Consider the following 19,858-nt stretch of genomic DNA (forward strand, 5'->3'; position numbering starts at 1 on the left):
GTCCACTCGATGGCTTTACTTGGCGCCCACGGCCTTGCTGGCGGCCTCAAGCGGCTTGAAATCCCAGTACGCATCCAGCCCGCCCGATGTGTCCGACTTGAGCTTGCCGGCCAGCGTGAGGAAGTCCACGTCGGCCTGCGCGGCGGTCTTTCCGCCCCCGTCGACCGGGAAGATGCCTGCGGCCACGGCGCGCGTGAAATACGGCGTGATCTCGGCCACTTCCTTGTCGGCAAGGTCGGGCAGCAGCTTCAGTTCCTTGCGCTGCGCGGCGGGCCACGACGGATCCGCTGCGGTGGCCTTGGCGGCCTTCAGCAATTCTTCAAGCAGGATCTGCACGGCGCGCGGATTGGCTTCGGCAAACTTCGTGCTGACGTAGAAGGTCGAGTCGCTGGCGTCCTGGTCCTGCACCGGCAATGCGCCAAAGCGTTTCGGATCGCTGTCGATCAAGACCTTGGAGCTGGTGAGGTCCAGATACGTGGCCTTGATGTTGCCGCGCTGCATGGCCACGACACGCACTTCCGAACCGGGCACGTAGCTGATCTTGTCGAACTTGATGCCCGACTTCTTTTCCATGATCTGCGCCATCGTCTCGGTGCCCGAGCCGCGCGAGTGCACGACGAAGGTCTGGCCATTCAGCGACTTCCAGTCCGGATACACGGTCTTGTCCACGACCGGCACGTACGCCAGCTTCCGGATCTGATAGATGTTGCGAATGGGCGCCTTCAGATTGTTGATGGCCTCGTAGGAGTCACCCACTCCCATGTCCATCTGTCCGTTCAGTACCGCCTGGAAAGCAATGTCATCCGATTTCAGCGCCGTTGCTCTGGATCTCGACGCCGCGCTGCTTGGCGCGCGCATAGGCAATGAGCTGGGGAAGGTCTTCGGCCGAAAACGAATCGGCTTCGGCGATACGGATCTTTCCGACGCTTTGCGCGTGGGCCGCGCTTCCCGTCAACGCGACACCCAGTGCAATCCCGACGATATTCAGCAGCTTCATGCGTACCTCTGTGTGGATGGTTGGCCCGGGGAACCGGGCGGCAAGGTGGAACGACAGCGTGACGTGCGGCGCGGCCGACGTGGCAGGCCTCGGCTGGTATTACGTACGTATACCGGCATGAAGCTCACCTAATGCAACATGCATGCCATTTATGGTTAGCCATTAGCTTCCTTGGCGAAGCTGACAGAAGGTCAAACGGTCTCTGCACCGAAATGGGAGTCACAAGCACGCTTATGCAGCATTTAAGCTAGAACCCGGTGCATTTATTTATTGAACTAGCGATAAGACAGTCAGCACGCCTGGCTAACGCAATGGCATGCGATTTGCATCCGACTGACATTAAGGTGGTATACCGCTCGAATACAGATTCGCACTTGATCGTTTTACGTCACGAAAAGGCTTCCAATGCCCCAATCGACCCCGCTGCCCGCGGACACGACACTCTGGATTGCGAATGCCCGCGTCCTGACGCCGGACACGGACTGGCACCAGCCGTCGGTGGCGGACATCGCGATCAGAAACGACACGATCATCGGGGTCGCTCCGGCCTATGGCCTGCGTCCGGGTCAGGTCCCGCCCGAGACGCTGGACGCGCGCGGCCATCTGGTCCTACCCGGCTTCGTCAACGCGCACTATCACTCGCACGACGTGCTTGCGAAGGGCACGCTGGAGCAGGTGCCACTTGAACAGTGGCGTCTGTATGCCCTGCCCGCACAATATCCGCCTCGCTCGAAAGAGGAGCTGCGCGCGCGCACGATGCTCGGCGCGCTCGAATGCCTGCGCTCAGGCATGACCACCGTGCAGGACATGCTGACGCTCTACCCGTTCGATCCCGACCATCTGGACACCGTGATCCAGGCCTATGAAGACGTCGGCATCCGCGTGGTCTTTGCCTTGCAGTACGGGGATCGCAAGGGCCTGGACACCGTGCCGTTCTGGAAGGATGTCTTCCCGCCCGAATACCACCACCTGCTATCAAGCGCCGCCGAGCCCGAAAAGAAGTTCGATCTGCTCGACTACTTCGAGCAGAACTGCCTGAAGGGGCCCGGCCATGCGCGGCGGCATTGGGCGCTGGGACCGTCGTCACCGGAGCGCTGCACGACCGGCCTGATGGCACGGACCATGGACATGGCCAGGCGGTACGACCTGCCCGTGTACTCGCACATCTATGAATCCAAAGGCATGGCCTTGACGGCGCGCCAGGAGCTGGGCCAGTACGGCGGATCGCTGATCCGGCGCCTGCATGCCGAAGGCTGCCTGGGTCCGCAGATGAACTTTGCGCACAGCGTATGGCTGGCCCCCGACGAAATCGACATCCTGGCCGAGACCGGCGCCGGCACCGTGTTAAATCCGCAGGGCAACCTGAAGATGCAGTGCGGCCTGCCGCCGATCAAATCATTGATGCGCGCTGGCGTGCGGATCGGCCTGGGATGCGACAACTGCAGCTGCTCCGACGCGCAGAACATGTACGCGGCCATGAAGCTGTTCTCGCTGCTGGCGGTGGTCAGCGATCTGCGCAAGGGCCCGCCCCCCGCCATGGAAGCCTTGAAGGCCGCCACCGAAGGCGGCGCGCAAGGCGCGCGGCTCGGTCACCTGATCGGACGCATTGCGCCAGGCTTCAAGGCCGACCTGTCGATTCTGGATCTGTCGGACCCGAGCTTCGTGCCGCTGAACAGCGTGGCGCGCCAGCTGGTCAACATCGAAGGCGGCCGCGCCGTGCGGCATGTAATGGTCGATGGCAACTGGGTCGTGCGCGACCGGCGCGTGACGTCGGTCGATGAAGCCGCGGTGTTTGCCGAAGTCGAAGCGATCATGCCGACCTTCAGGAAGGACTTCGACGCCATCACGAAACGGGTGGCTACACTACAGCCGTGGTTGGACGAAGCCCAAGAGATGATGGATGCGGCGGACGTCGGTATCGAACGTCTGCCCCGCTTGCGATGAGGATCGCAGGCTTGAAACCAAGGATGTGAACATGACCTTTCTGGTCCAGGAGCCGGCGCCGCTGGAAGACGACGCCGACTCATCTTTCGAGCCCGGCGGGCTGGTGGCGCGGGTACACGCGCAGCTGCACGACATGGTGCTCAAGCATGAAATACCGCTGGGCCGGCCGATTTCGGAGCGGCAATTGTCCTTGCAACTGGGCGTGTCGCGCACGCCGCTGCGTGAAGCCCTGCGCCGGCTGGAAGGCGAAGGCTTCATTCTGCGCAGCCGGGGTGTGCTGGAAGTGCGGCGCATCACGCTGGAAGAATTCCTGGATCTGCTCAAGATCCGCAAAGTGCTCGAGGCCGAGGCGGCCGGGTTGGCTGCCGGCGCAATGGATGCCGGTGTGCTCGACAGCCTGCGGGTCAGGCTGACCGCGCTTGCACAGGCCGAGCGTCCGGACAACCATGAACGCGTCACGCTCGACCTCGAGCTGCATCGCGCCGTCTGCGCCGCGTGCGGCAACGACACCATGGCCAGGTTGATCGAAGACCTGCGCCGCAAATCGATGCTGTTCGCGACACCGCCCACGCCGCAGGACTTCCGGGCATCGGTCGCGCAGCACCTGGACCTGCTCGACGCCCTGGCGGCCGGTGATGCCGCGCAGGCGCGCACGGCCATGGCCGTGCACATCGACGCCACGCTGACCAACGTCCTGTCTCGTCTGCTCAAGCGCTGAACGCCCTCCTCTCGTTCCGCTCCTGCCAACCACCCGCGAATCCTCCATGACCGACACTCCCCAGAAAGAAACCGCCGCGCTGCCCGTGATGTTCCAGCCGAAGACCCTGCGCGGGCTGACCGTCAAGAACCGCATTGTCGTCTCGCCCATGTCGCAGTACAGCGCCGTCGACGGCGCCCCGACCGACTGGCACCTTGTCCACCTGGGCAAGTTTGCTTCGGGCGGTGCGGGCATCGTGTTCTGCGAAGAGACCTCCGTTTCCGAGCGGTCGCGCAAGACCTATGACTGCCCCGGCATCTATACCGATGCGCAGGCCAAGGCCTGGAAACGCGTTACCGACTTCATTCGCACGCAAGGCGCGGCATCGGCCATCCAGCTTGGACACGCCGGGCGCAAGGTCGCGACCCGCGCGCCGTGGGATGGCTTTGCGCCGCTGGGCGCCGCGGATGCCGCCAACGGCCGTCCGCCCTGGTCGGGCCTGGCGCCCAGCCCCATCCCGTTCAAGGAAGGCGCGATGGCGCCGAAAGAAATGGATCGCGATGACATCAGGTACGTGATCCAGGCGCATGTGGATGCGGCCAAACGGTCGCTGGATGCCGGCTTCGACATCGTCGAAATCCATGGCGCGCATGGCTACATCATTCAGCAGTTCCTGTCCCCCATCACGAACAAGCGCACCGACGCCTACGGCGGCGACATCGAAGGCCGCATGCGTTTCGGGCTGGAACTCATCGAAGCCGTGCGCGAAGCCTGGCCCGCCGACAAACCCTTGTTCTTCCGCGGGTCATGCGTGGACGGCCGCGGCGGCGCATGGAGCCTGGAAGACACCATTGTGCTGGCGGCGGCGCTGAAGGAACGCGGCGTGGACGTGTTCGACTGCTCATCGGGCGGCATCGACGGCCCCCTGACTTTGCACGTCGTTCCGCGCGTGCCGGGGTACCACGTGCCGTTCGCGAAACGTATCCGCGAAGAGACGGGGATCCCGACGATGGCGGTCGGCCTGATCCGCGAAGCCGAACAGGCCGAGGGCTATCTGGCAGCGGGCGATTGCGACTTCGTTGCCCTGGCGCGCGAATTCATGTGGGACCCGAACTGGCCCGTGCACGCCGCCGCCACACTGGGCGTGCCCGATCCGCACACCCTGCTGCCGCGCAGCTACGCGTGGTGGTTACAGAAACGTGAAGAGACGCTCGCACTGACGGCGGGCGACGCGGGGCGGTAACGCATCCCGGGGGCGGGCGGGCACGATGGCAGCATTCCGGCCATCGCCGCGCCCTCCTCAGTCGGCGGTGATCTTGCGTTCCTTGACGATGGCGCTCCACTTCGCGTCTTCTTTCCGCATGAAATCCGTCAGTTCGGCGCGTGTGGTGGGCTGCGGCGTCAGCCCATGCTGGTTCAGTGACTGCTTCACCCCAGGGTCGTTCAGTACTTTCACGATTTCCTGGTTCCAGCGATCCAGCATCGTCACGGGCGTCTTGGAAGGCGCGACAAAGGCATACCAGTTCAACGCTTCGAAGCCGGGATAGCCGGATTCCGCCACGGTCGGAATCTCGGGCAGATACGCCGGGCGCGCGAGGCCGGTCGTGGCCAAGGGAATCAACCTGCCCGATTCGATGTGCGGCATGGCGGTGGGCGGCGCCGAAAAATACGACGCCATGCGGCCGCCCAACAGGTCCTGCAAGGCTGGCGCGCCGCCTTTGTAGGGTACGTGCACCATCTCGATCGCGGCTCGCTGGTTGAACAGTTCGCCGGCCAGATGCGACGCGGATCCTGCCCCGGTCGACGCAAATTCCACACTGCCCGCCTTCTTCTTTGCCAGCGCGACGAACTCCGCAAGGTTCTTGACGCCCAGTTCCTTGTGCACGACCAGCACGTTGGGAAAATTGACGCCGCCCGATACGGCGGTCAGATCCTTGAACGGGTCGTACGTCACCTTCATGACGTGGGGGGCGATCGTGAGCGGGCCGATCGAACCGAACAGCAACACGGATCCATCGGCCGGTCCATTTGCCACGAGTTGATGCGCGATATTGCCGCCGGCGCCGGCCTTGTTTTCAACCACCACGGTCTGTCCGATGTTGTCGCCCAGCTTGCGGGCGATCAAGCGGGCGGCGGCGTCGGCCGCGCCGCCGGGCGCAAAGCCCACCACCATCGTTACGGGCTTGGCGGGTGGAAAGTCCTGGGCCTGAGCAGATGCCGCCGTACAGCATGCCGCTGCGGCCAACGCCACCACGGGCAAGGAAGGGAATGCGGGCATGGTCGTCTCCTGATGCGTTCTTTTGGAAGCAGGAGACTGTAGGCAGCACGGCAGCAGGCCGACAGCCCGTATCGGGCAACGGGTATTCAGTTTTTCAGAAGACGCGCGCCCGCCCATAATCCGTCGCGCACCAGCGTGCGCGCGATGTCGGCAATGACCACGCGCGTGGCCAGGGCGGCGGGCGACAGTTCGTCATCCGACAGGCTGACCAGCACGTTGCGGCGGCCGACATGCGCGTCGCTGATCTGGCAACCGACGACGTCATCGGTTGGTTGCCGCGCCACGGCGGCGCCGGGCTGGATCGTGGCCCCCAGCCCCGCGCGCACCGCGTCCATCAACAGCGCCAGGCCGTCGATCTCGGCCACGATGCTGGGCTCGATGCGGGCTCGGGCAAACGCTGTCGTCAGCGACGCGCGCAACCCATGGCCTTGGCTGGGCATGATCAACGGCACGCCGGCAAGCTGCGACAGCCGCACGCGTGGCCCTTCCGGCCGCTGCGACAGGGTCCTTGCGGCAATCAGGAACAGCTTTTCGTCCAGCAGCGGCTCGATGCTCCAGCGGCGCGGCGTTGCCGTCTCGAACAGCACGGCCAGGTCTAGCTGGCGCGCCTGCAGCATGCTGCCCAGGTTTCCCGACAAGGACTCGACCAGATGCAGCCGGATGTCGGGGTAGCGTTCCCGCATCGCCCGCATCAACGGCATGCCAAGCACCGACGCCGTCGTGGGCGCCAGCCCGACGCTGACGTGCCCCGACAGCCGCGCCTGCTGCGCCGCCCGCACGGCTTCGTCGGCATGCCGCAGGGTGAGCTGCGCCTGCTGCAGAAAGGCCACGCCGGCATCTGTCGGTGTGACACCGGTGCTGGCGCGCTGCAGCAGGCGTGTCGACAGCTCGCTTTCCAGCCGGCTGATCTGCTGACTGAGCGCGGACGTCACCACGCCCAGCTCGATGGCCGCACGGCCCATGCTGCGCAGTTCACAGACCTTCACGAAGTACCGAAGTTGGCGAAGTTCCATGGATGACCTGATGGGGGAGACAAGCGCCTCATGGTAGACCGGTTTCGCCTCACACGCGCGCATCCGGCTTTGACAAGCTACCTTCAGTAGGCTACCTTTAGTATATTACTATCAGTAGCTTAATGAACGGAGAGACATGCCATGCATACCCTTATCGTCGTCAGCCACCCCGATACCGCCTCATTGACGCACGCGATCGCCAGACAGGTGGCCACTGGCATCCAGGCAGCGTCGATGGACGCGACTGTCGAGATCGCCGACCTGGCCGCCGAAGGCTTCGACCCCCGTTGGACGCACGGCGACATTGCACGATTCACCCAAGCCGCCCCTGCCACGCCCGACGTTGCCGCCGAGCAGGCCCGCCTGGATCGTGCCGACGCGCTGGTCCTGGTCTACCCGGTGTTCTGGTGGTCGTTCCCGGGTTTGCTCAAAGGCTGGATCGATCGGGTCTTTACGCAAGGCTGGGCGTACGAAGACGACAACGCCGGTGGCAAGATCGTCAAGAAACTGCAGCGGCTCAAGGTTCACCTGGTCGCCAACGGGGGCGCGGACCAAGGCACGATGGACCGTCACGGCTACCGTAGCGCCATGACAACCCAGATCGACCACGGCATCTTCGACTTCTGCGGCGCGCCGGTGCTCAGCTCGAATGTCCTGCTCGCTTCCGACGACGGCTATCCGGCCGCCCACCTGCACACGGCCGAAGCCATCGGCCGCCGCATTGCCGGGGATATGCCGTCAACAAGCCGGTAAACTTCGGGCATGACCGCCTCCCCTGCTTCCCCCGCCGACTCGTCCCGGCGGCGCATGCCCCGCGCCGACTCGTCCCGGCGGCGCATGCCCCGCGCCGCGCGCACCCGCCAGTTATTGGACACGGCGTGGGCACTGATCGGCGATGAAGGCACCGACGCCCTGACGCTGGGCCGCCTCGCGGACGCCGCCGGGGTCAGCAAGCCTATCGTCTACGACCACTTCGGCACCCGCAACGGCCTGCTGGTGGCGCTGTACCAGGACTACGATGCGCGCCAGACCGCCCTGTTTGCCGCCGCCATCGACAAGGCCCGCCCGACGTTGCAGGACAAGGCACGCGTCATCGCGTCGAGCTATGTGAGTTGTGTGGTGTCCCAAGGCAGGGAGATGTCGGGCGTGATCGCCGCGTTGAACGGCTCGCCGGAACTGACGGCCGTCAAACGCGAATATCAGCACGCTTTCATGGACCTGTGCGCCGGCATTCTTGCGCCATTTACCGGTTCGGCCGGCGTGTCGGGCGCCAGCCTCTGGGCGATGATGGGCGCGGCCGATGCCCTGTCGGAAGCCGCCGCCGACGGCGAGATCGTCGAGGACGACGCATGCGATGAGCTGCTTCAGGTGATCCTGAACATGGTGAAGCGCAGCAAGTGAAGGGGAGCCTCGAGGGGTCTTCCTTCGGCTTAGCCAATCACCAACGATAGGTGGCCGTCGCCAGCACCGTGCGCGGAGAGCCGTAGTAGCACGTACGCGCGCTGCACGTAGTGATAATCGCTTTATCCGTCACATTCTGCACGTTAAGCGCAAGTCGCCACGCACGCGTATCCCATCCGATCATGGCGTCAACCAGGGTCTGACTGGGAATTTGCGCGGGTGCGGCGCTGTCCGCACCCCATGTGCTGCTCTCGTGGCGGACACCTGCGCCGATTCGGAAGCCCGTCGACCATCGATAATCCGCCCATACGGAAACGCGATGCCGTGGCACGGCCAATGGCTGCGTCCCGATCTTGGCCGGGTCCGCGCTGGAGATGACCTTGGCCCGTGGAGTCAGGCTGTAGGCGCCTGTCAGATTGAGCCGGCGAGTCAGCTCGGCAAGGACTTCCAGTTCGAGGCCCCGCACGGACGCGTCACCATTCTGTCGAGGCGTAAAGCTGGGATCGTAAGTGATGAAATCCTTGCGTCGCAGATCGAATATCGCGGCGCTCAGGGTCTGTCTGCGGCCCGCGGGCTGCCAACGCACGCCCGCCTCGAACTGCCTCCCGGTCTCTGCCCTGAACGGCGTCCTGCTGATGGGATCCAGAACACCTGTCGGGGCGAATGACTCTGCGTAACTCACGTAGGGCGCCCAGCCGTTCGGGGCACGATAAACGACACCGGCACGCGTGGAAACGTTGGTGTCCCTGGCGTCGGTGCGCGCGTTGCCCGCCAGTTTGTCGATGGTTTCGCTTGACGCATTGTCGTACCGGGCGCCCAGCGTAAAGGACCAGCGTCTCCATTTCATCTGATCCTGCACATACAGCCCGGTCTGGCGCACGACACTTGCTGCGTGCGATGCGGGGTCCGCCAACGTGATTGGCGCGTCGTCCCTGCGTGCCGAAAGCAGGTCCTGCGAGGGCGCTTTGCCGCCATAGATGGTCATGGCGTCCAGGCGGCTTCTTTGATGCTCCAGACCAATAAGGACATCATGCCGCCACTCTCCCCAGTTCAGCCCTGCATGCGCCTGGTTGTCGATCACAAAAGAAGTCATTCGCTCTCGCGCCGCATACGGGACGAACGCCACATACCGGTAGTTGGCGGGATCAAGGGTGTCGGCTTCGTTCTTCGTTTCATAGCCCTCGATCGTCATTTGCTGATAATCAAGCTTTACCAGTGATGCACGGGCGTTCTGCTTCAAGGTCCACGTATCGTCCACACGATGGGACAACTGATAACCCGCCAATCGCTGATCCTGGTCAAAGCGGTTGGCTCCGGCGATGCCAAGGAACAGATCGCTGGGGATGCGCGTACCGGCAGGAGTAGCCAACAGCGAGCCGTACGCCGGCGCAATGCGGGTGTACACCCCGGAACGTGTGCTTCCCAGTTGCGCCATCAGGGTCGCCGTGGTGTCGGCAGACGGTTTCCAGGTCAGTGATGGTGCAAGGAACAGATAGTCGTCTTCCATGCGGCCTGCCGGAAGTTCGGCGTCGCGACCGAGCGCGGTCAGCCGATACAGCAAGCTGCCGTCGTCATTCAAAGGGCCGGAGACATCGCCAGCGACCTGCTTGCGTCCGCGAGCGCCCGTTTGTACCTGCAGTTCGCGCAGGGGCTGAGCAGTCGGTAGTTTGCTTACCACGTTGACGACGCCACCCGGATTCCCCAGCCCATACAGTACGGACGACGGGCCGCGCAGGATCTCAAGCCGCTCCGCACCGTAAGGTTGCATTCGCCACAGGCCAAAGTTCGCGTTGTTGCGCATGGGAAGGCCATCAAGGTAGAAGCCGGGGCTGTACGCCTCGAACCCCCGGATCGTCACCCAGTCGTATCTCGAGTCCGTACCATAGGGTGCGATACCTATGCCTGGCGTATAGCCCAGCGCATCTTTCAGCGTGACCGCGCCAATGGTTTCCAAACGGTCTGCCGTCACGATCGACGTGGACTGTGGAACGTCGATAAGCGGGATATCTGTTTTGGTGCCAGTAGCCGAACGCTGGGCAACGTATCCCGCAACTGGGCCATTCGCGGTCTCTACCTCGGCCTGCCCGTCCACTCTCACGGTCGGCAAGACGGCGGCAACCCCGCCATCGCGTGTCGCGGCCACGGGCGCCGCGCGCACGACGTACCCATCTGCCGTTCTGGCCGCCGTTTGGCCACTGCCCGCCAGCAATACGCGGAACCCGTCTTCAATGGTGAAAACACCCTTTAAGCCTGGACTACGGAGTCCACGCAGTTGCGCCGCATCGACTGCGACCGTCACGCCGCACTGCACGGCGTAGCGATTGAGGGCGTCCGCCAACGGGCCGGCCGGCACATCGAAGGACTTGCCAAGGGCGATCGGAACTGCGGCAGACTCGGCACCGGCGGCGTCCATCGCACCCGCCAGAACCACGCAGGCAACGACAAGACGGGATGCCCAGACCGACGGCGCAAAGCGCTGCATGGGCGATAGGTAATTGATACTTCGGCAGGACGTCGACGTGGCGCTCACTTAACGTTTCCTTCATTCGTTGATCACACAGGACCTGACGAACGAGATCGGAAAAGACGAACCTGCCTTGCCAAAAAAACAGCTCAGGGCTGCGTACCGATGTGAACCCACCATGGAGTCATCGTACGCACTCGCAACATCGGAAAACTGGACTGGAGCAGGCGCAGCGCTTGGGCGGTGTCATCGAGCGGCAGCACGGCGTTGACACGCAGGTGCGTCATGGCGGCCCTGTCGTAAACGAGGCGCCCCGTATGAAACCGCGCAAGCGTGTCCAGAACCTCGGTCAGGGGCAAGTCGGTGGCGATCAAGCGACGTTGATTCCATCCCGCATCAATTGACGTGGCGTCAACGGACTCGACCGTGCCGATCCCCAAGCTGGAGATACGCACCCGTTGCCCCGCCGTAACGATGACCGCCTGCCCGCCCGCTCCATCGGTCCGCAATGGTGTCGCTACAACGCGTGACTCAATCACCTCCATCAGCGTGGATTCGTCGTGGGCATCCACGACAAATCGTGTGCCCAGCGCCTGCAATCGTGCAAAGGCCGTTTCGACCGAGAAGGGTCGCGACGCATCCCGCGCCACGTCGACGCGCACCCGACCGCGCACCAATTGCACGGTTCGAAAGCGAGTGTCGTAACGGACGTTGATGGCGCTGCGCGCGTCAAGTGAAATTCTTGTGCCGTCCTCCAGAACCTGCGTTGTCCATTCGCCTGCCCCAGTCTTGATGTCTGCGACCAGATAGGACAAGGGCACAGCCTGGAGCACGAGCCATCCCGGGCCGGCTACCCCACAGGCGACGGCGACGACGATCGCCGCCGCTCGTGCACGGGACTTCGACACCACCCGTGCTCTGAGTCCGGCGCGCATCGCCACGCGCGCGGGCTGCGCGCTTCCTGCCGCCGTATCGCGCAGGGCTTGCAGCCTGCCAAGAACGCCTTCGATCTCTCGAGCCGCGGCCTCGTGCCTGGCATCCTGCTTCTGCCATGCAAGGTAAGCCGACTTTGCGCGATCGCGGGCGATCTCATCGTCATCCGACAGTCGAACCATCCAGTCGGCCGCCTGCCGGGCAATGTCCTCGTTGTCGTTCACGGGCATGGAGATCGCTTGCCGTCCGCGCCGTTACGCGCAGGGATGAGCAGTGAGCGCGGGACACTCCTGGCGGCAGAGGAAGATCGCTTGCGCGAGATACTTCTGGACCATGCGCTTGGACACACCCAAGTCCGCCGCGATAACGGCCTGAGGCTGATCATCGAGGTAGTGCCTTAAGAAGGCCTCTTGCGCTTTTGAAGGAAGACCGGCCAGCGCGCGAGTTATCTCATCGAGTGCATCCACTGCGGCAAGAATCTGGTCCGGAGAGGGATAGCTACAAAGCGTGTGAGCCAGTGCAGCAAGTTCCTGCAGATAGGCCTGCTCGAGCGCGGCACGCCGTAACCGATCGACCAGCAATCGCTTTGCCGTCGTCGTCAGATAGGCGCGCGGTTCCGTAGCACCCACGAACGCGCCCCGCACATTGAGCAGCCGTTCGAAGGTGTCATGAGCCAGATCGGCAGCGTCCGCGGCATTGCCCAGTCGGCGGCGCAGCCAGGCCCGCAACCATTGATGATGGTCCTGGTACAGCCCTTCAATCGTGGCGCAAGGCAAAGCGGCGTCTTGACCGGACATGCGAATAAGCCTCTCTTGCATCGGGGCAAGACTGGGATAGATGAGAATGGTTCGCATTCTATCCGTAAACCGTGACGTGATGCGAGTAATAAGCATGGCTTTATCAACCACCCGTCGCGTCGCAGGGTTAACCGGAATGGTCATGAGCCCTGGGCTTACCTTTGGGGGCGGACGATGCCCTGCAGCACCGTCCGTTCCGGTCTACTTCGACATATCCCGGATCATGCGCGTGACCAGGTACAGGCGCGGCACGATCGTGCCCACCTGCACGTACTCCGCGTCATTCGAATGGGCGCCGTGCCCGGTCAGGCCCATTCCTTCAATCACGCCGCCGCGCGCCTTCAAGGCGGCAAAGGCGGCATCCGTGCCGCCTCCCGTTGCCTTCTCGGCCACGGTCATCTTCAACCCCAGGTCCTGGCTGTAGATGTCCTGCATCTGCTTGGCCAGACGCCGCGACGTGTCGTTCGCTTCCAGCGGCGGGCGGCGGACTTCGAAATTCAGCTGCACTTTGCTTGCGGCCAGCAACTTGTTGCCAACCTTGGCCTGCATGGCCTGTTCCAGCTCGGTAAAGTCCGCCACGCGCAGCGCCCGCGCGTCGGCTTGGGCCGTGGCTTCGGCCGGAATGACGTTGCGATTCGTGCCGGCGCTGGCTACCGTCCAATTGAGCTTCAAGCCGGTATCGGGCTTGGACAAGTCCTTCATCTGCAACAGCTGGTGAGACAGCTCGTACAGCGCATTCACGCCGTCTTCCGGGCGGGCGCCCGCGTGCGATGCCTTGCCTTCCACCTTCAGCATGGCGGCGCCGATACCGCTGGTGGCCAGCCGCACGCCGCCGTCCGGACCGCCGCCCTCGAACGAGAACACGGCGTCCTGATCCGCGCCCATCCGTGTCATCGTGCTGCGCGCGCCGGGCGAGCTGATCTCTTCGTCGCTGTTCATCAGCACCGTCAACGTGCCGTAGTTGTCGACATTCAACTGGCGCAGCATTGCGACGGTGTGCAGGATCAAGGCCACGCCCTGCTTGTCGTCGGCAATGCCCAAGCCGTAGGCCCGGTCGCCTTCGACGCGGAAGGGTTGGTCCTTGAGCATGCCCCGCAGGTAAACCGTATCCAGGTGGGCGATCAGCATGATGCGGCTTTTGCCCTTGCCCTTGAATTCGGCATGCACCATCGGTCCGATCTTGTCCGGCGTGTCGCCCAGCTTGTAGATATCCGTGGGCTGGATGATGTCGACCTTGCCGCCCTGCTCCCGCAGCTTGCCCGCCACGTAATTGGCGATTTTTTCGGTGCCTTCGATATCCTTGCTGCCGGACTCGATGTGGACCAGGTCGCGCAAGGTGTCCAGATAAGGTTGCTGCTGCTTTTGCGCCAGCGCATGGATGTCGGCCTGCGGAGCGGCAATGGCGTTGCCGCCGACGGCAACGAGACCGGCTGCGGCCAGGTGGGCCACCAAGGACCGAAAGGTGTAATGCATAGGTAACTCCTGCTTGTTCAAGGAACGCGCGGCGCCTGGCAGGGTCGAAAAACCTTGGCGCCCCGGCGTGTGCCCCAAGGTATACACCAAGGCGTGATCCGAGGCTGGCTGCCCGAGGCATTTCCGGTGCCGCCGAAAGCCTTGGCATGACATTCCGGAAGGTGGGCTAAGCTGACTCCAGCTTCGTTTTGCCGGACACCTATTGGAGACTTCCATGAAGTTTGAAAAATCGCAGACGGCGATTGACCGCCTGACGCCAGAGCAGCGCCGCGTGCACCAGAACGCGGGCACCGAACGGCCCTTTACGGGCGAGTACAACGACAACAAGAAGCCCGGCATCTATGTCGACATCGTGTCTGGCGAGCCTTTGTTCGCATCGACGGACAAGTACGATTCGGGCTCGGGATGGCCCAGCTTCACGCGGCCCATCGTCCCCGCCAACGTGAACGAAGTCCGCGACGTCACGCACGGCATGGTCCGGACCGAAGTCCGATCGGCGCACGCCGACGGCCACCTCGGCCACGTTTTCCCCGACGGTCCACGCGATCGCGGCGGCCTGCGTTACTGCATCAATTCGGCGTCGTTGCGCTTCATCCCGCGCGACCAGATGGAAGCCGAGGGGTACGGCGAATACCTCGACCAGATCAAGGAGGCTTGACATGACTGAACGCGCAGTACTGGCGGGCGGATGTTTCTGGGGCATGCAGGATCTGATCCGCAAGCAACCCGGCATCGTGTCGACCCGCGTGGGCTATACCGGCGGCGATGTTCCCAACGCCACCTACCGCAACCATGGCACGCATGCCGAAGGGATCGAGATCGTGTTCGACCCCGCGGTGACCAGCTATCGGAACATTCTGGAGTTCTTCTTCCAGATCCACGATCCGACGACCAAGAACCGGCAAGGCAATGATCGGGGGATGTCCTACCGTTCCGCGATCTATTACGTTGACGAGGAACAGAAACGGGTCGCCGAAGACACGATCGCGGATGTGGACGCGTCCGGACTGTGGCCGGGCAAGGTGGTGACCGAGGTGGAACCGGTAGGCGATTTTTGGGAAGCCGAGCCGGAACACCAGGATTATCTGGAGAAGCGGCCGAACGGATATACCTGCCACTTTCCCCGGGCGGAGTGGGTGCTGCCCAAACGCTGATGGTCGGTGCAAGGCGGGTGGGATATCCCGCCACGCCTGGCACTACGGCAACGGCGTTCGCGACGACACCGGCAGTGCAATCGTGCAGTGCACACCGTCCGGCGTCAGGGCATAGCTCGTTCTGGCACGCAGTTGGTAAGGCAAGGCCTTTTCAATCAATGTCCGCCCCTGTCCCGTCCCTTGCGGCGCGCTTCCCTCGGGCGGCATCACGACCCCGGTTTCGCGCCAATCCACATGCAGCACGGGCTGGTCGGCGCCGCCTGCGTGCAGTTCCCATCGAATCGCCAGGCGAGCGCCGGGTTGCTTCAACGCGCCGTACTTGACGGCATTCGTCGTCAATTCGTGGATCGCCATCGCAAACGTCTGCACGGTGCTCGATCGCAGCACGACACCGGCCGGGCCGTCCAGGACCACCCTTCCGTCGGTGCCGTCGACGCGCGCGCCGACCGCCTCCAGTTCTCCCCCAACCAATTCGTCGAACGTGGCGCGATTGTCTTCGTCCAGGCGCGACAGCAGCCGCTGTGTGCGCGCCAGTGCCGCGATCCGGTCGTGGAATTTCTGCTGGAATTCCTGAAGATCCGCGCTCGACCGGATCGTGACGTCGGCCGTCGACTGCACCAGTCCCATCAGATTGAATGTGCGGTGCTGCAACTCGGCCACCAACACCTTCTGCCTTTCCTCCCATTCGCGCCGTTCGGTAGTATCGAGCATCGCGCCTATCATCCGCACCGGCTTACCAGCATCGTCATAGAAAAACCGCCCGCGCGCCGACAGCCAACACACCGACCCGTCAAGATGCAGGCTGCGAAACTCGTGGATGTATTCGCTGCGGGTATCGCGTGCGTGCGCCATGGCCGCCTCGGTGTCGGCCAGATCGTCCGGATGCACGCGCGCCGCCCACGCTTCATAGCTGGGGGCCACCTGATCCACCAGATATCCTTCCATGCGGAAATGTTCTGCGGACCACGCCACGTCGCCGGTCAGCAGATTCCAGTCCCAAAGGGCGAAGCGGGCGACTTCCGCGGCGCTGCGCAGGCGCTCCTCACTGGTCGTCAGGCGTTCTTCCGCGAGCTTGACCGAGGTGATGTCCTGACCGATACCGCCAACGCTGCTAACCTGGCCAGCGTCATCAGCAATCGGGAACGTCGTGTCCTTGAGCCAGCGCACCTGTCCGTCCACCGGCCGCCGAATGCGGTATTCAAAGGTGACCCGTTCCCCTGCCAGCACACGGTCGATCGTTCGCCGGGCATGCGCGCGGTCTTCAGGCACGATCAGCGCCAGCCAGTTCTGGTAAGTATCGCCCTCCAGCGCCTGGGCGCGGCTCAATCCGTAGATCTCTTCGAATGCGGGCGTCAGATACGTCCAGTTCAGGGACTCGGCATCACGTATCCAGATGACGTCTTGCGACGCCTCACCGAACTGGCGCAGCCGTTCTTCGCTTCGGCGCAGGGCATCCTGCACCCGCTTCTGCTCGGTCACGTCAATGTGCGCACCCACAAGCCTGACCGGCCGGCCCTGCGCGTTGCGCTCGATATCGGCGCGGGCCGCGATCCACCGCACTTCGCCATCGTTGGGCCGGATGATCCGGTACTCGCTTTCATAGGACGTCGCATCGCTCTCCAGGACCGCAAGCAGGTGGTCTTCGGCCTGTTCCACGTCATCGGGATGCAAGCGCCTGCGCCAGTCCTCATGCGTCTCGTGGATTGCCTGCGCGGGCAGACCGTGAAGGCGCAGGTACTCCGGCGACCGCCGGCTGCTCATCCCGTCAACGATATCGATATCCAGGCCGCCCACCGCGCCAATACGCTGCACACGGGCAAGGTCGGCCTCGCGTTCACGCAGGCGCGCCTCGCTGCGCGCCGCCAGGTCCTGCAGCAGACTGGTGCGGGCAAGCTCGGATTCCAGATGCGCCAGACGTTCCCGCAGGGTCTCCTGGGCCTGCCGCTGCGCCGTCACGTCAACGCACACGCCATGAAGCATCCACGGTCTCTGGCGTTCTGCCTGGCCGCGCCATTGCACCCATCGGCCGGGCCCATGCGCCACCCCCACCTGGACTTGCATATCCATGCCCTCACCCGCAGCGAGAGGGTTGGCGCCGATATCCTGCAGCCACGCGGCGCCCTGCGGATCAAGCATGTCGGCAACGGCCGACAACGCCACGGGCTGGTCAGACATTGGCACGCCCCACAGACGCTGCGCAATGGCGTCGGCGTGCAGCACGCCGTGGCGGGTGTCCCAGTGCCATGCCCCGACGCCAGCGTGTTCGATGGCGATCCGCCAGTCGTCGCCCGTGCCTGTTTCAGTCTGCGCGCCGGTGATCGATGACTTGGGTGGCGCATGCATGCGGTGTCCTCAACGCTCTGCCTTCATGGCATCGATAGGTGGCAGTCCAGACTACTCTTTGGTCGTGATCGGGTTTCCGGAAGTGCACAGCGTCCCCACAAGATCCTTAAGCGACGCCGGATCAACCGGCTTTTGCAGGAAAGGCCACTTCCGAAACGCGCTCGGCATGGCAGCGTGGTCATAGCCGCTCAGCACCGCCGCAGGCACGCCGCGCGCCGCGAGGGCGTCCAGAATGGGGGTCGAAAAACTGCCGTCCAGATTGGCGTCCACCACCGCGCAGTGCACCAGGCCATTGCGCGCCAGGTTCACCCCTCCTCGACCGTCGCCACCGGCCCGACTACAAGACACCCTGCCTTTTCAAGATGCTCGGCAACGGTCTGGGCAAGCAGATATTCGTCCTCGACCACCAGGACGCGTGTGCCTGCGGGAATGCGGATCGGTGCGTCATCCGGCGCCGGCGTCAGGTTGCGGACGGTACCGGACAGTTCATCAACGAGATCGGACACCGCTTGCGCATTCCGGCGCACCACCGACACCGCTTTGCGACGAGTCGCCGCGTCAGCCGACTCGAGCAGGTCAAGCGCAAGCAAGGTGGCGGAAACATGCGAACGAAAACGATGAGCGGTCTCCAAGTCCAGCGGACTTGGCGGCGCGGGGGATGGTCAGGCATGGGGACTCCCGAAGGCTTCAGGCTAGCGTACCGTCAACGGACGACTGATGATAGCGCCGCAGTGTGAGATTCGGTGTGCTTGAGCCAGACGGGAGCGGAAAGCGGTGGACGTCGGTCAATCCAGCAAGATGTGCCGCGCGTTGATGATGCTGCCCCACTGCGCGGGTTCCGTCCAGCACAACGCGGCGTCCCCAAATAGGCAAGGCGATTCTTGGCTTGCCAGGCCAGTCATGCCCGGTATGGTGGGACATGGTCGGGTAAGCTGGCCGCAATTCATCAATGCCCTTACGTTCAGGACAATGGCATGCGTAGACGGTCTTTTCTTGCAATTCCTTTAGGTGTGATGATGGTGGACAGCGTCGTTCCCTCGCATGCGTCGACCGGCCCCCAGGCGCTGCTTGAGGCAGCCCGGCGCAATGACGCGGTCGGGATCTCCAAATTGCTGGCAGCCGGTGCCGCCATCGACCTGCGCGACGACAACGGCCAAACCGCCCTATTGATCGCCACCCATGCCAACGCGGTCGACGCCGCCCGCGCGCTGGTGCTGGCCGGCGCTGACGTCAACGCCAAAGACCGCATTCACGACAGCCCCTACCTGTACGCCGGCGCGCGTGGGCACCTCGAGATCTTGAGGCTGACGCTGGCGCATGGTGCGGATCTCAAGAGCACCAATCGTTACGGCGGAACCGCATTGATTCCTGCCGCTGAACGCGGCCATGTCGACACGGTCAGGACGTTGATCGCAGCGGGCGTTGAAGTGGATCATGTCAACAATCTGGGATGGACGGCCCTGCTCGAGGCTGTCATTCTGGGTGACGGAGGACCACGCCATCAACAGATCGTCGGACTGCTGCTTGATGCCGGCGCGAATCCCAATCTTGCCGACCGCGACGGCAAGACCGCGCTTCAGCACGCGCAGGCTTCAGGCTTCGTCGAGATGGAGAAGCGCTTGCGTGCAGCGGGCGCCCGGTGATGGCAACCCAAACGCTGACAATCGAGGGCAAGAACATCCACGACATCCCCTCGTTCTACGACGAAATCAATCGGGTCTTCATGGCCAATGAATCATGGAAGCTCGGTCCGAGTCTCGATGCGCTGGACGATCTGCTTTATGGCGGCTACGGCGCCGCGTGCGGCGCTGATACCCTTCGGCTGATATGGCTCAACATCGACCACAGCCGAGCGGCCTTGGGCGTTGCCGCCACACGAGCGTACTACCTGGGCAAATTGGGCAAACCAGAATTCAACCAGACGCTGGTGCGTTCGCAGTTGGACGACTTGGAAACTGGGGCAGGCAGAACGTACTTTGATATCGTTGTAGAGATCATTGCTGCCCATCCGAATATCGAGCTAGAAGCCTGACGGCGACTGCCGCCGCACCCAACCGTTCTATGCCTTTGGCCAATCGATCCCGCAGCTATCTTCCGTCGTTTCCTCTCGCAGCGTCCCCTTCGGCCGCGCGCCGCACGTGCTTGGGGTCGACATCAGCATCTTTCTGAGGCGGACATCTACGGGCGGACGCCTTTCAGTTTGGCGAAGGTACCGGCCAACCGTCACCCACTCGCCCGTGTCAGGACGTGCAAAGGTCAGCACCCGAGATGTGTTGCGACACGCGCTGCTCACGGATGCAGCGTCCCCAGATGTCCAGGCGCTGAGCGATCAGCGGTGGCACGGCACTGACCGGACGCAATTTT

General features: G+C 63.6%; 20 protein-coding genes. 9 read left to right on the forward strand and 11 right to left on the reverse strand.

What is annotated here, in order from left to right; translation table 11 throughout:
* Nucleotides 1-15: 15 nt before the first annotated feature.
* On the reverse strand, nt 16-756 hold the full coding sequence (locus ACNANG_RS00940; RefSeq protein WP_420225608.1) for an ABC transporter substrate-binding protein: 741 nt from the start codon (nt 754-756) through the stop codon (nt 16-18).
* Nucleotides 757-799: 43 nt separating this feature from the next.
* Nucleotides 800-997: a hypothetical protein gene (locus ACNANG_RS00945; RefSeq protein ID WP_420225609.1), complete on the reverse strand. Its 198-nt coding sequence runs from the start codon at nt 995-997 to the stop codon at nt 800-802.
* A gap of 405 nt (nt 998-1,402) precedes the next feature.
* On the opposite strand from ACNANG_RS00945, the gene ACNANG_RS00950 reads away from it, so the two are divergent.
* From ACNANG_RS00950 to ACNANG_RS00960, 3 genes are read left to right on the forward strand one after another with little or no spacing between them, the layout of a single operon-like run.
* Nucleotides 1,403-2,941: an amidohydrolase family protein gene (locus ACNANG_RS00950; protein ID WP_420225610.1), complete on the forward strand. Its 1,539-nt coding sequence runs from the start codon at nt 1,403-1,405 to the stop codon at nt 2,939-2,941.
* A gap of 31 nt (nt 2,942-2,972) precedes the next feature.
* On the forward strand, nt 2,973-3,659 hold the full coding sequence (locus tag ACNANG_RS00955; RefSeq protein WP_420225611.1) for a GntR family transcriptional regulator: 687 nt from the start codon (nt 2,973-2,975) through the stop codon (nt 3,657-3,659).
* Nucleotides 3,660-3,705: 46 nt separating this feature from the next.
* A complete protein-coding gene (locus ACNANG_RS00960) occupies nt 3,706-4,881 on the forward strand; it encodes an NADH:flavin oxidoreductase/NADH oxidase (protein ID WP_420225612.1) in 1,176 nt (391 codons plus the stop codon).
* A 57-nt stretch (nt 4,882-4,938) separates the two neighbouring features.
* Here ACNANG_RS00960 and ACNANG_RS00965 read toward each other — a convergent pair whose 3' ends face one another.
* Together ACNANG_RS00965 and ACNANG_RS00970 are read right to left on the reverse strand one after the other, a co-directional pair.
* Nucleotides 4,939-5,916, reverse strand: coding sequence for a Bug family tripartite tricarboxylate transporter substrate binding protein (locus ACNANG_RS00965; RefSeq protein WP_420225613.1), 978 nt, complete (start codon nt 5,914-5,916; stop codon nt 4,939-4,941).
* A gap of 86 nt (nt 5,917-6,002) precedes the next feature.
* Entirely contained in the window at nt 6,003-6,929 is a 927-nt protein-coding gene (locus ACNANG_RS00970) for a LysR substrate-binding domain-containing protein (protein WP_420225614.1), read from the reverse strand.
* Between the two features lie 141 nt (nt 6,930-7,070).
* On the opposite strand from ACNANG_RS00970, the gene ACNANG_RS00975 reads away from it, so the two are divergent.
* Nucleotides 7,071-7,682 (forward strand): NAD(P)H-dependent oxidoreductase, encoded by a 612-nt coding sequence (locus ACNANG_RS00975; protein WP_420225615.1) that lies wholly within the window; start codon nt 7,071-7,073, stop codon nt 7,680-7,682.
* Between the two features lie 9 nt (nt 7,683-7,691).
* On the forward strand, nt 7,692-8,330 hold the full coding sequence (locus ACNANG_RS00980) for a TetR/AcrR family transcriptional regulator (protein WP_420225616.1): 639 nt from the start codon (nt 7,692-7,694) through the stop codon (nt 8,328-8,330).
* A 37-nt stretch (nt 8,331-8,367) separates the two neighbouring features.
* On the opposite strand, the gene ACNANG_RS00985 is transcribed toward ACNANG_RS00980, so the two are convergent.
* The 4 genes from ACNANG_RS00985 to ACNANG_RS01000 form a co-directional block, all read right to left on the reverse strand.
* A complete protein-coding gene (locus tag ACNANG_RS00985) occupies nt 8,368-10,860 on the reverse strand; it encodes a TonB-dependent siderophore receptor (protein ID WP_420225617.1) in 2,493 nt (830 codons plus the stop codon).
* 83 nt (nt 10,861-10,943) lie between these two features.
* Nucleotides 10,944-11,957, reverse strand: a complete 1,014-nt coding sequence (locus tag ACNANG_RS00990) for a FecR family protein (RefSeq protein WP_420225618.1) — start codon at nt 11,955-11,957, stop codon at nt 10,944-10,946.
* 24 nt (nt 11,958-11,981) lie between these two features.
* On the reverse strand, nt 11,982-12,668 hold the full coding sequence (locus ACNANG_RS00995; protein ID WP_420225619.1) for a sigma-70 family RNA polymerase sigma factor: 687 nt from the start codon (nt 12,666-12,668) through the stop codon (nt 11,982-11,984).
* A 57-nt stretch (nt 12,669-12,725) separates the two neighbouring features.
* Nucleotides 12,726-13,997: a M20/M25/M40 family metallo-hydrolase gene (locus ACNANG_RS01000; protein ID WP_420225620.1), complete on the reverse strand. Its 1,272-nt coding sequence runs from the start codon at nt 13,995-13,997 to the stop codon at nt 12,726-12,728.
* Between the two features lie 214 nt (nt 13,998-14,211).
* On the opposite strand from ACNANG_RS01000, the gene msrB reads away from it, so the two are divergent.
* Nucleotides 14,212-14,655 carry a peptide-methionine (R)-S-oxide reductase MsrB gene (gene msrB / locus ACNANG_RS01005; protein WP_420225621.1) on the forward strand — a complete coding sequence of 148 codons (444 nt, stop codon included), beginning with the start codon at nt 14,212-14,214 and terminating at the stop codon, nt 14,653-14,655.
* 1 nt (nt 14,656) lies between these two features.
* Complete coding sequence (gene msrA, locus ACNANG_RS01010; protein ID WP_420225622.1) at nt 14,657-15,151, forward strand: peptide-methionine (S)-S-oxide reductase MsrA; 495 nt, start codon at nt 14,657-14,659, stop codon at nt 15,149-15,151.
* 42 nt (nt 15,152-15,193) lie between these two features.
* Here the strand turns inward: msrA and ACNANG_RS01015 are convergent, their stop codons facing one another.
* The 3 genes from ACNANG_RS01015 to ACNANG_RS01025 are packed head-to-tail and all read right to left on the reverse strand — an operon-like array spanning nt 15,194 to nt 18,084.
* Complete coding sequence (locus tag ACNANG_RS01015; protein ID WP_420225623.1) at nt 15,194-17,494, reverse strand: PAS domain-containing protein; 2,301 nt, start codon at nt 17,492-17,494, stop codon at nt 15,194-15,196.
* Between the two features lie 51 nt (nt 17,495-17,545).
* Nucleotides 17,546-17,803, reverse strand: coding sequence for a hypothetical protein (locus tag ACNANG_RS01020; protein WP_420225624.1), 258 nt, complete (start codon nt 17,801-17,803; stop codon nt 17,546-17,548).
* On the reverse strand, nt 17,800-18,084 hold the full coding sequence (locus ACNANG_RS01025) for a hypothetical protein (RefSeq protein ID WP_420225625.1): 285 nt from the start codon (nt 18,082-18,084) through the stop codon (nt 17,800-17,802). Before ACNANG_RS01025 ends, ACNANG_RS01020 begins: the two co-directional genes overlap by 4 nt.
* Before the next feature lie 423 nt (nt 18,085-18,507).
* Here ACNANG_RS01025 and ACNANG_RS01030 point away from each other — a divergent pair, with 423 nt between their 5' ends.
* Both ACNANG_RS01030 and ACNANG_RS01035 read left to right on the forward strand, forming a co-directional pair.
* Entirely contained in the window at nt 18,508-19,137 is a 630-nt protein-coding gene (locus ACNANG_RS01030; protein ID WP_420227674.1) for an ankyrin repeat domain-containing protein, read from the forward strand.
* Nucleotides 19,137-19,526, forward strand: a complete 390-nt coding sequence (locus ACNANG_RS01035) for a barstar family protein (protein ID WP_420225626.1) — start codon at nt 19,137-19,139, stop codon at nt 19,524-19,526. The genes ACNANG_RS01030 and ACNANG_RS01035 overlap by 1 nt, the downstream gene beginning before the upstream one ends.
* Nucleotides 19,527-19,858 lie beyond the last annotated feature (332 nt).

Origin of the sequence: Pigmentiphaga litoralis, from assembly GCF_048632615.1 — a bacterium.
GTDB classification, from domain to species: domain Bacteria; phylum Pseudomonadota; class Gammaproteobacteria; order Burkholderiales; family Burkholderiaceae_B; genus Pigmentiphaga; species Pigmentiphaga litoralis_B.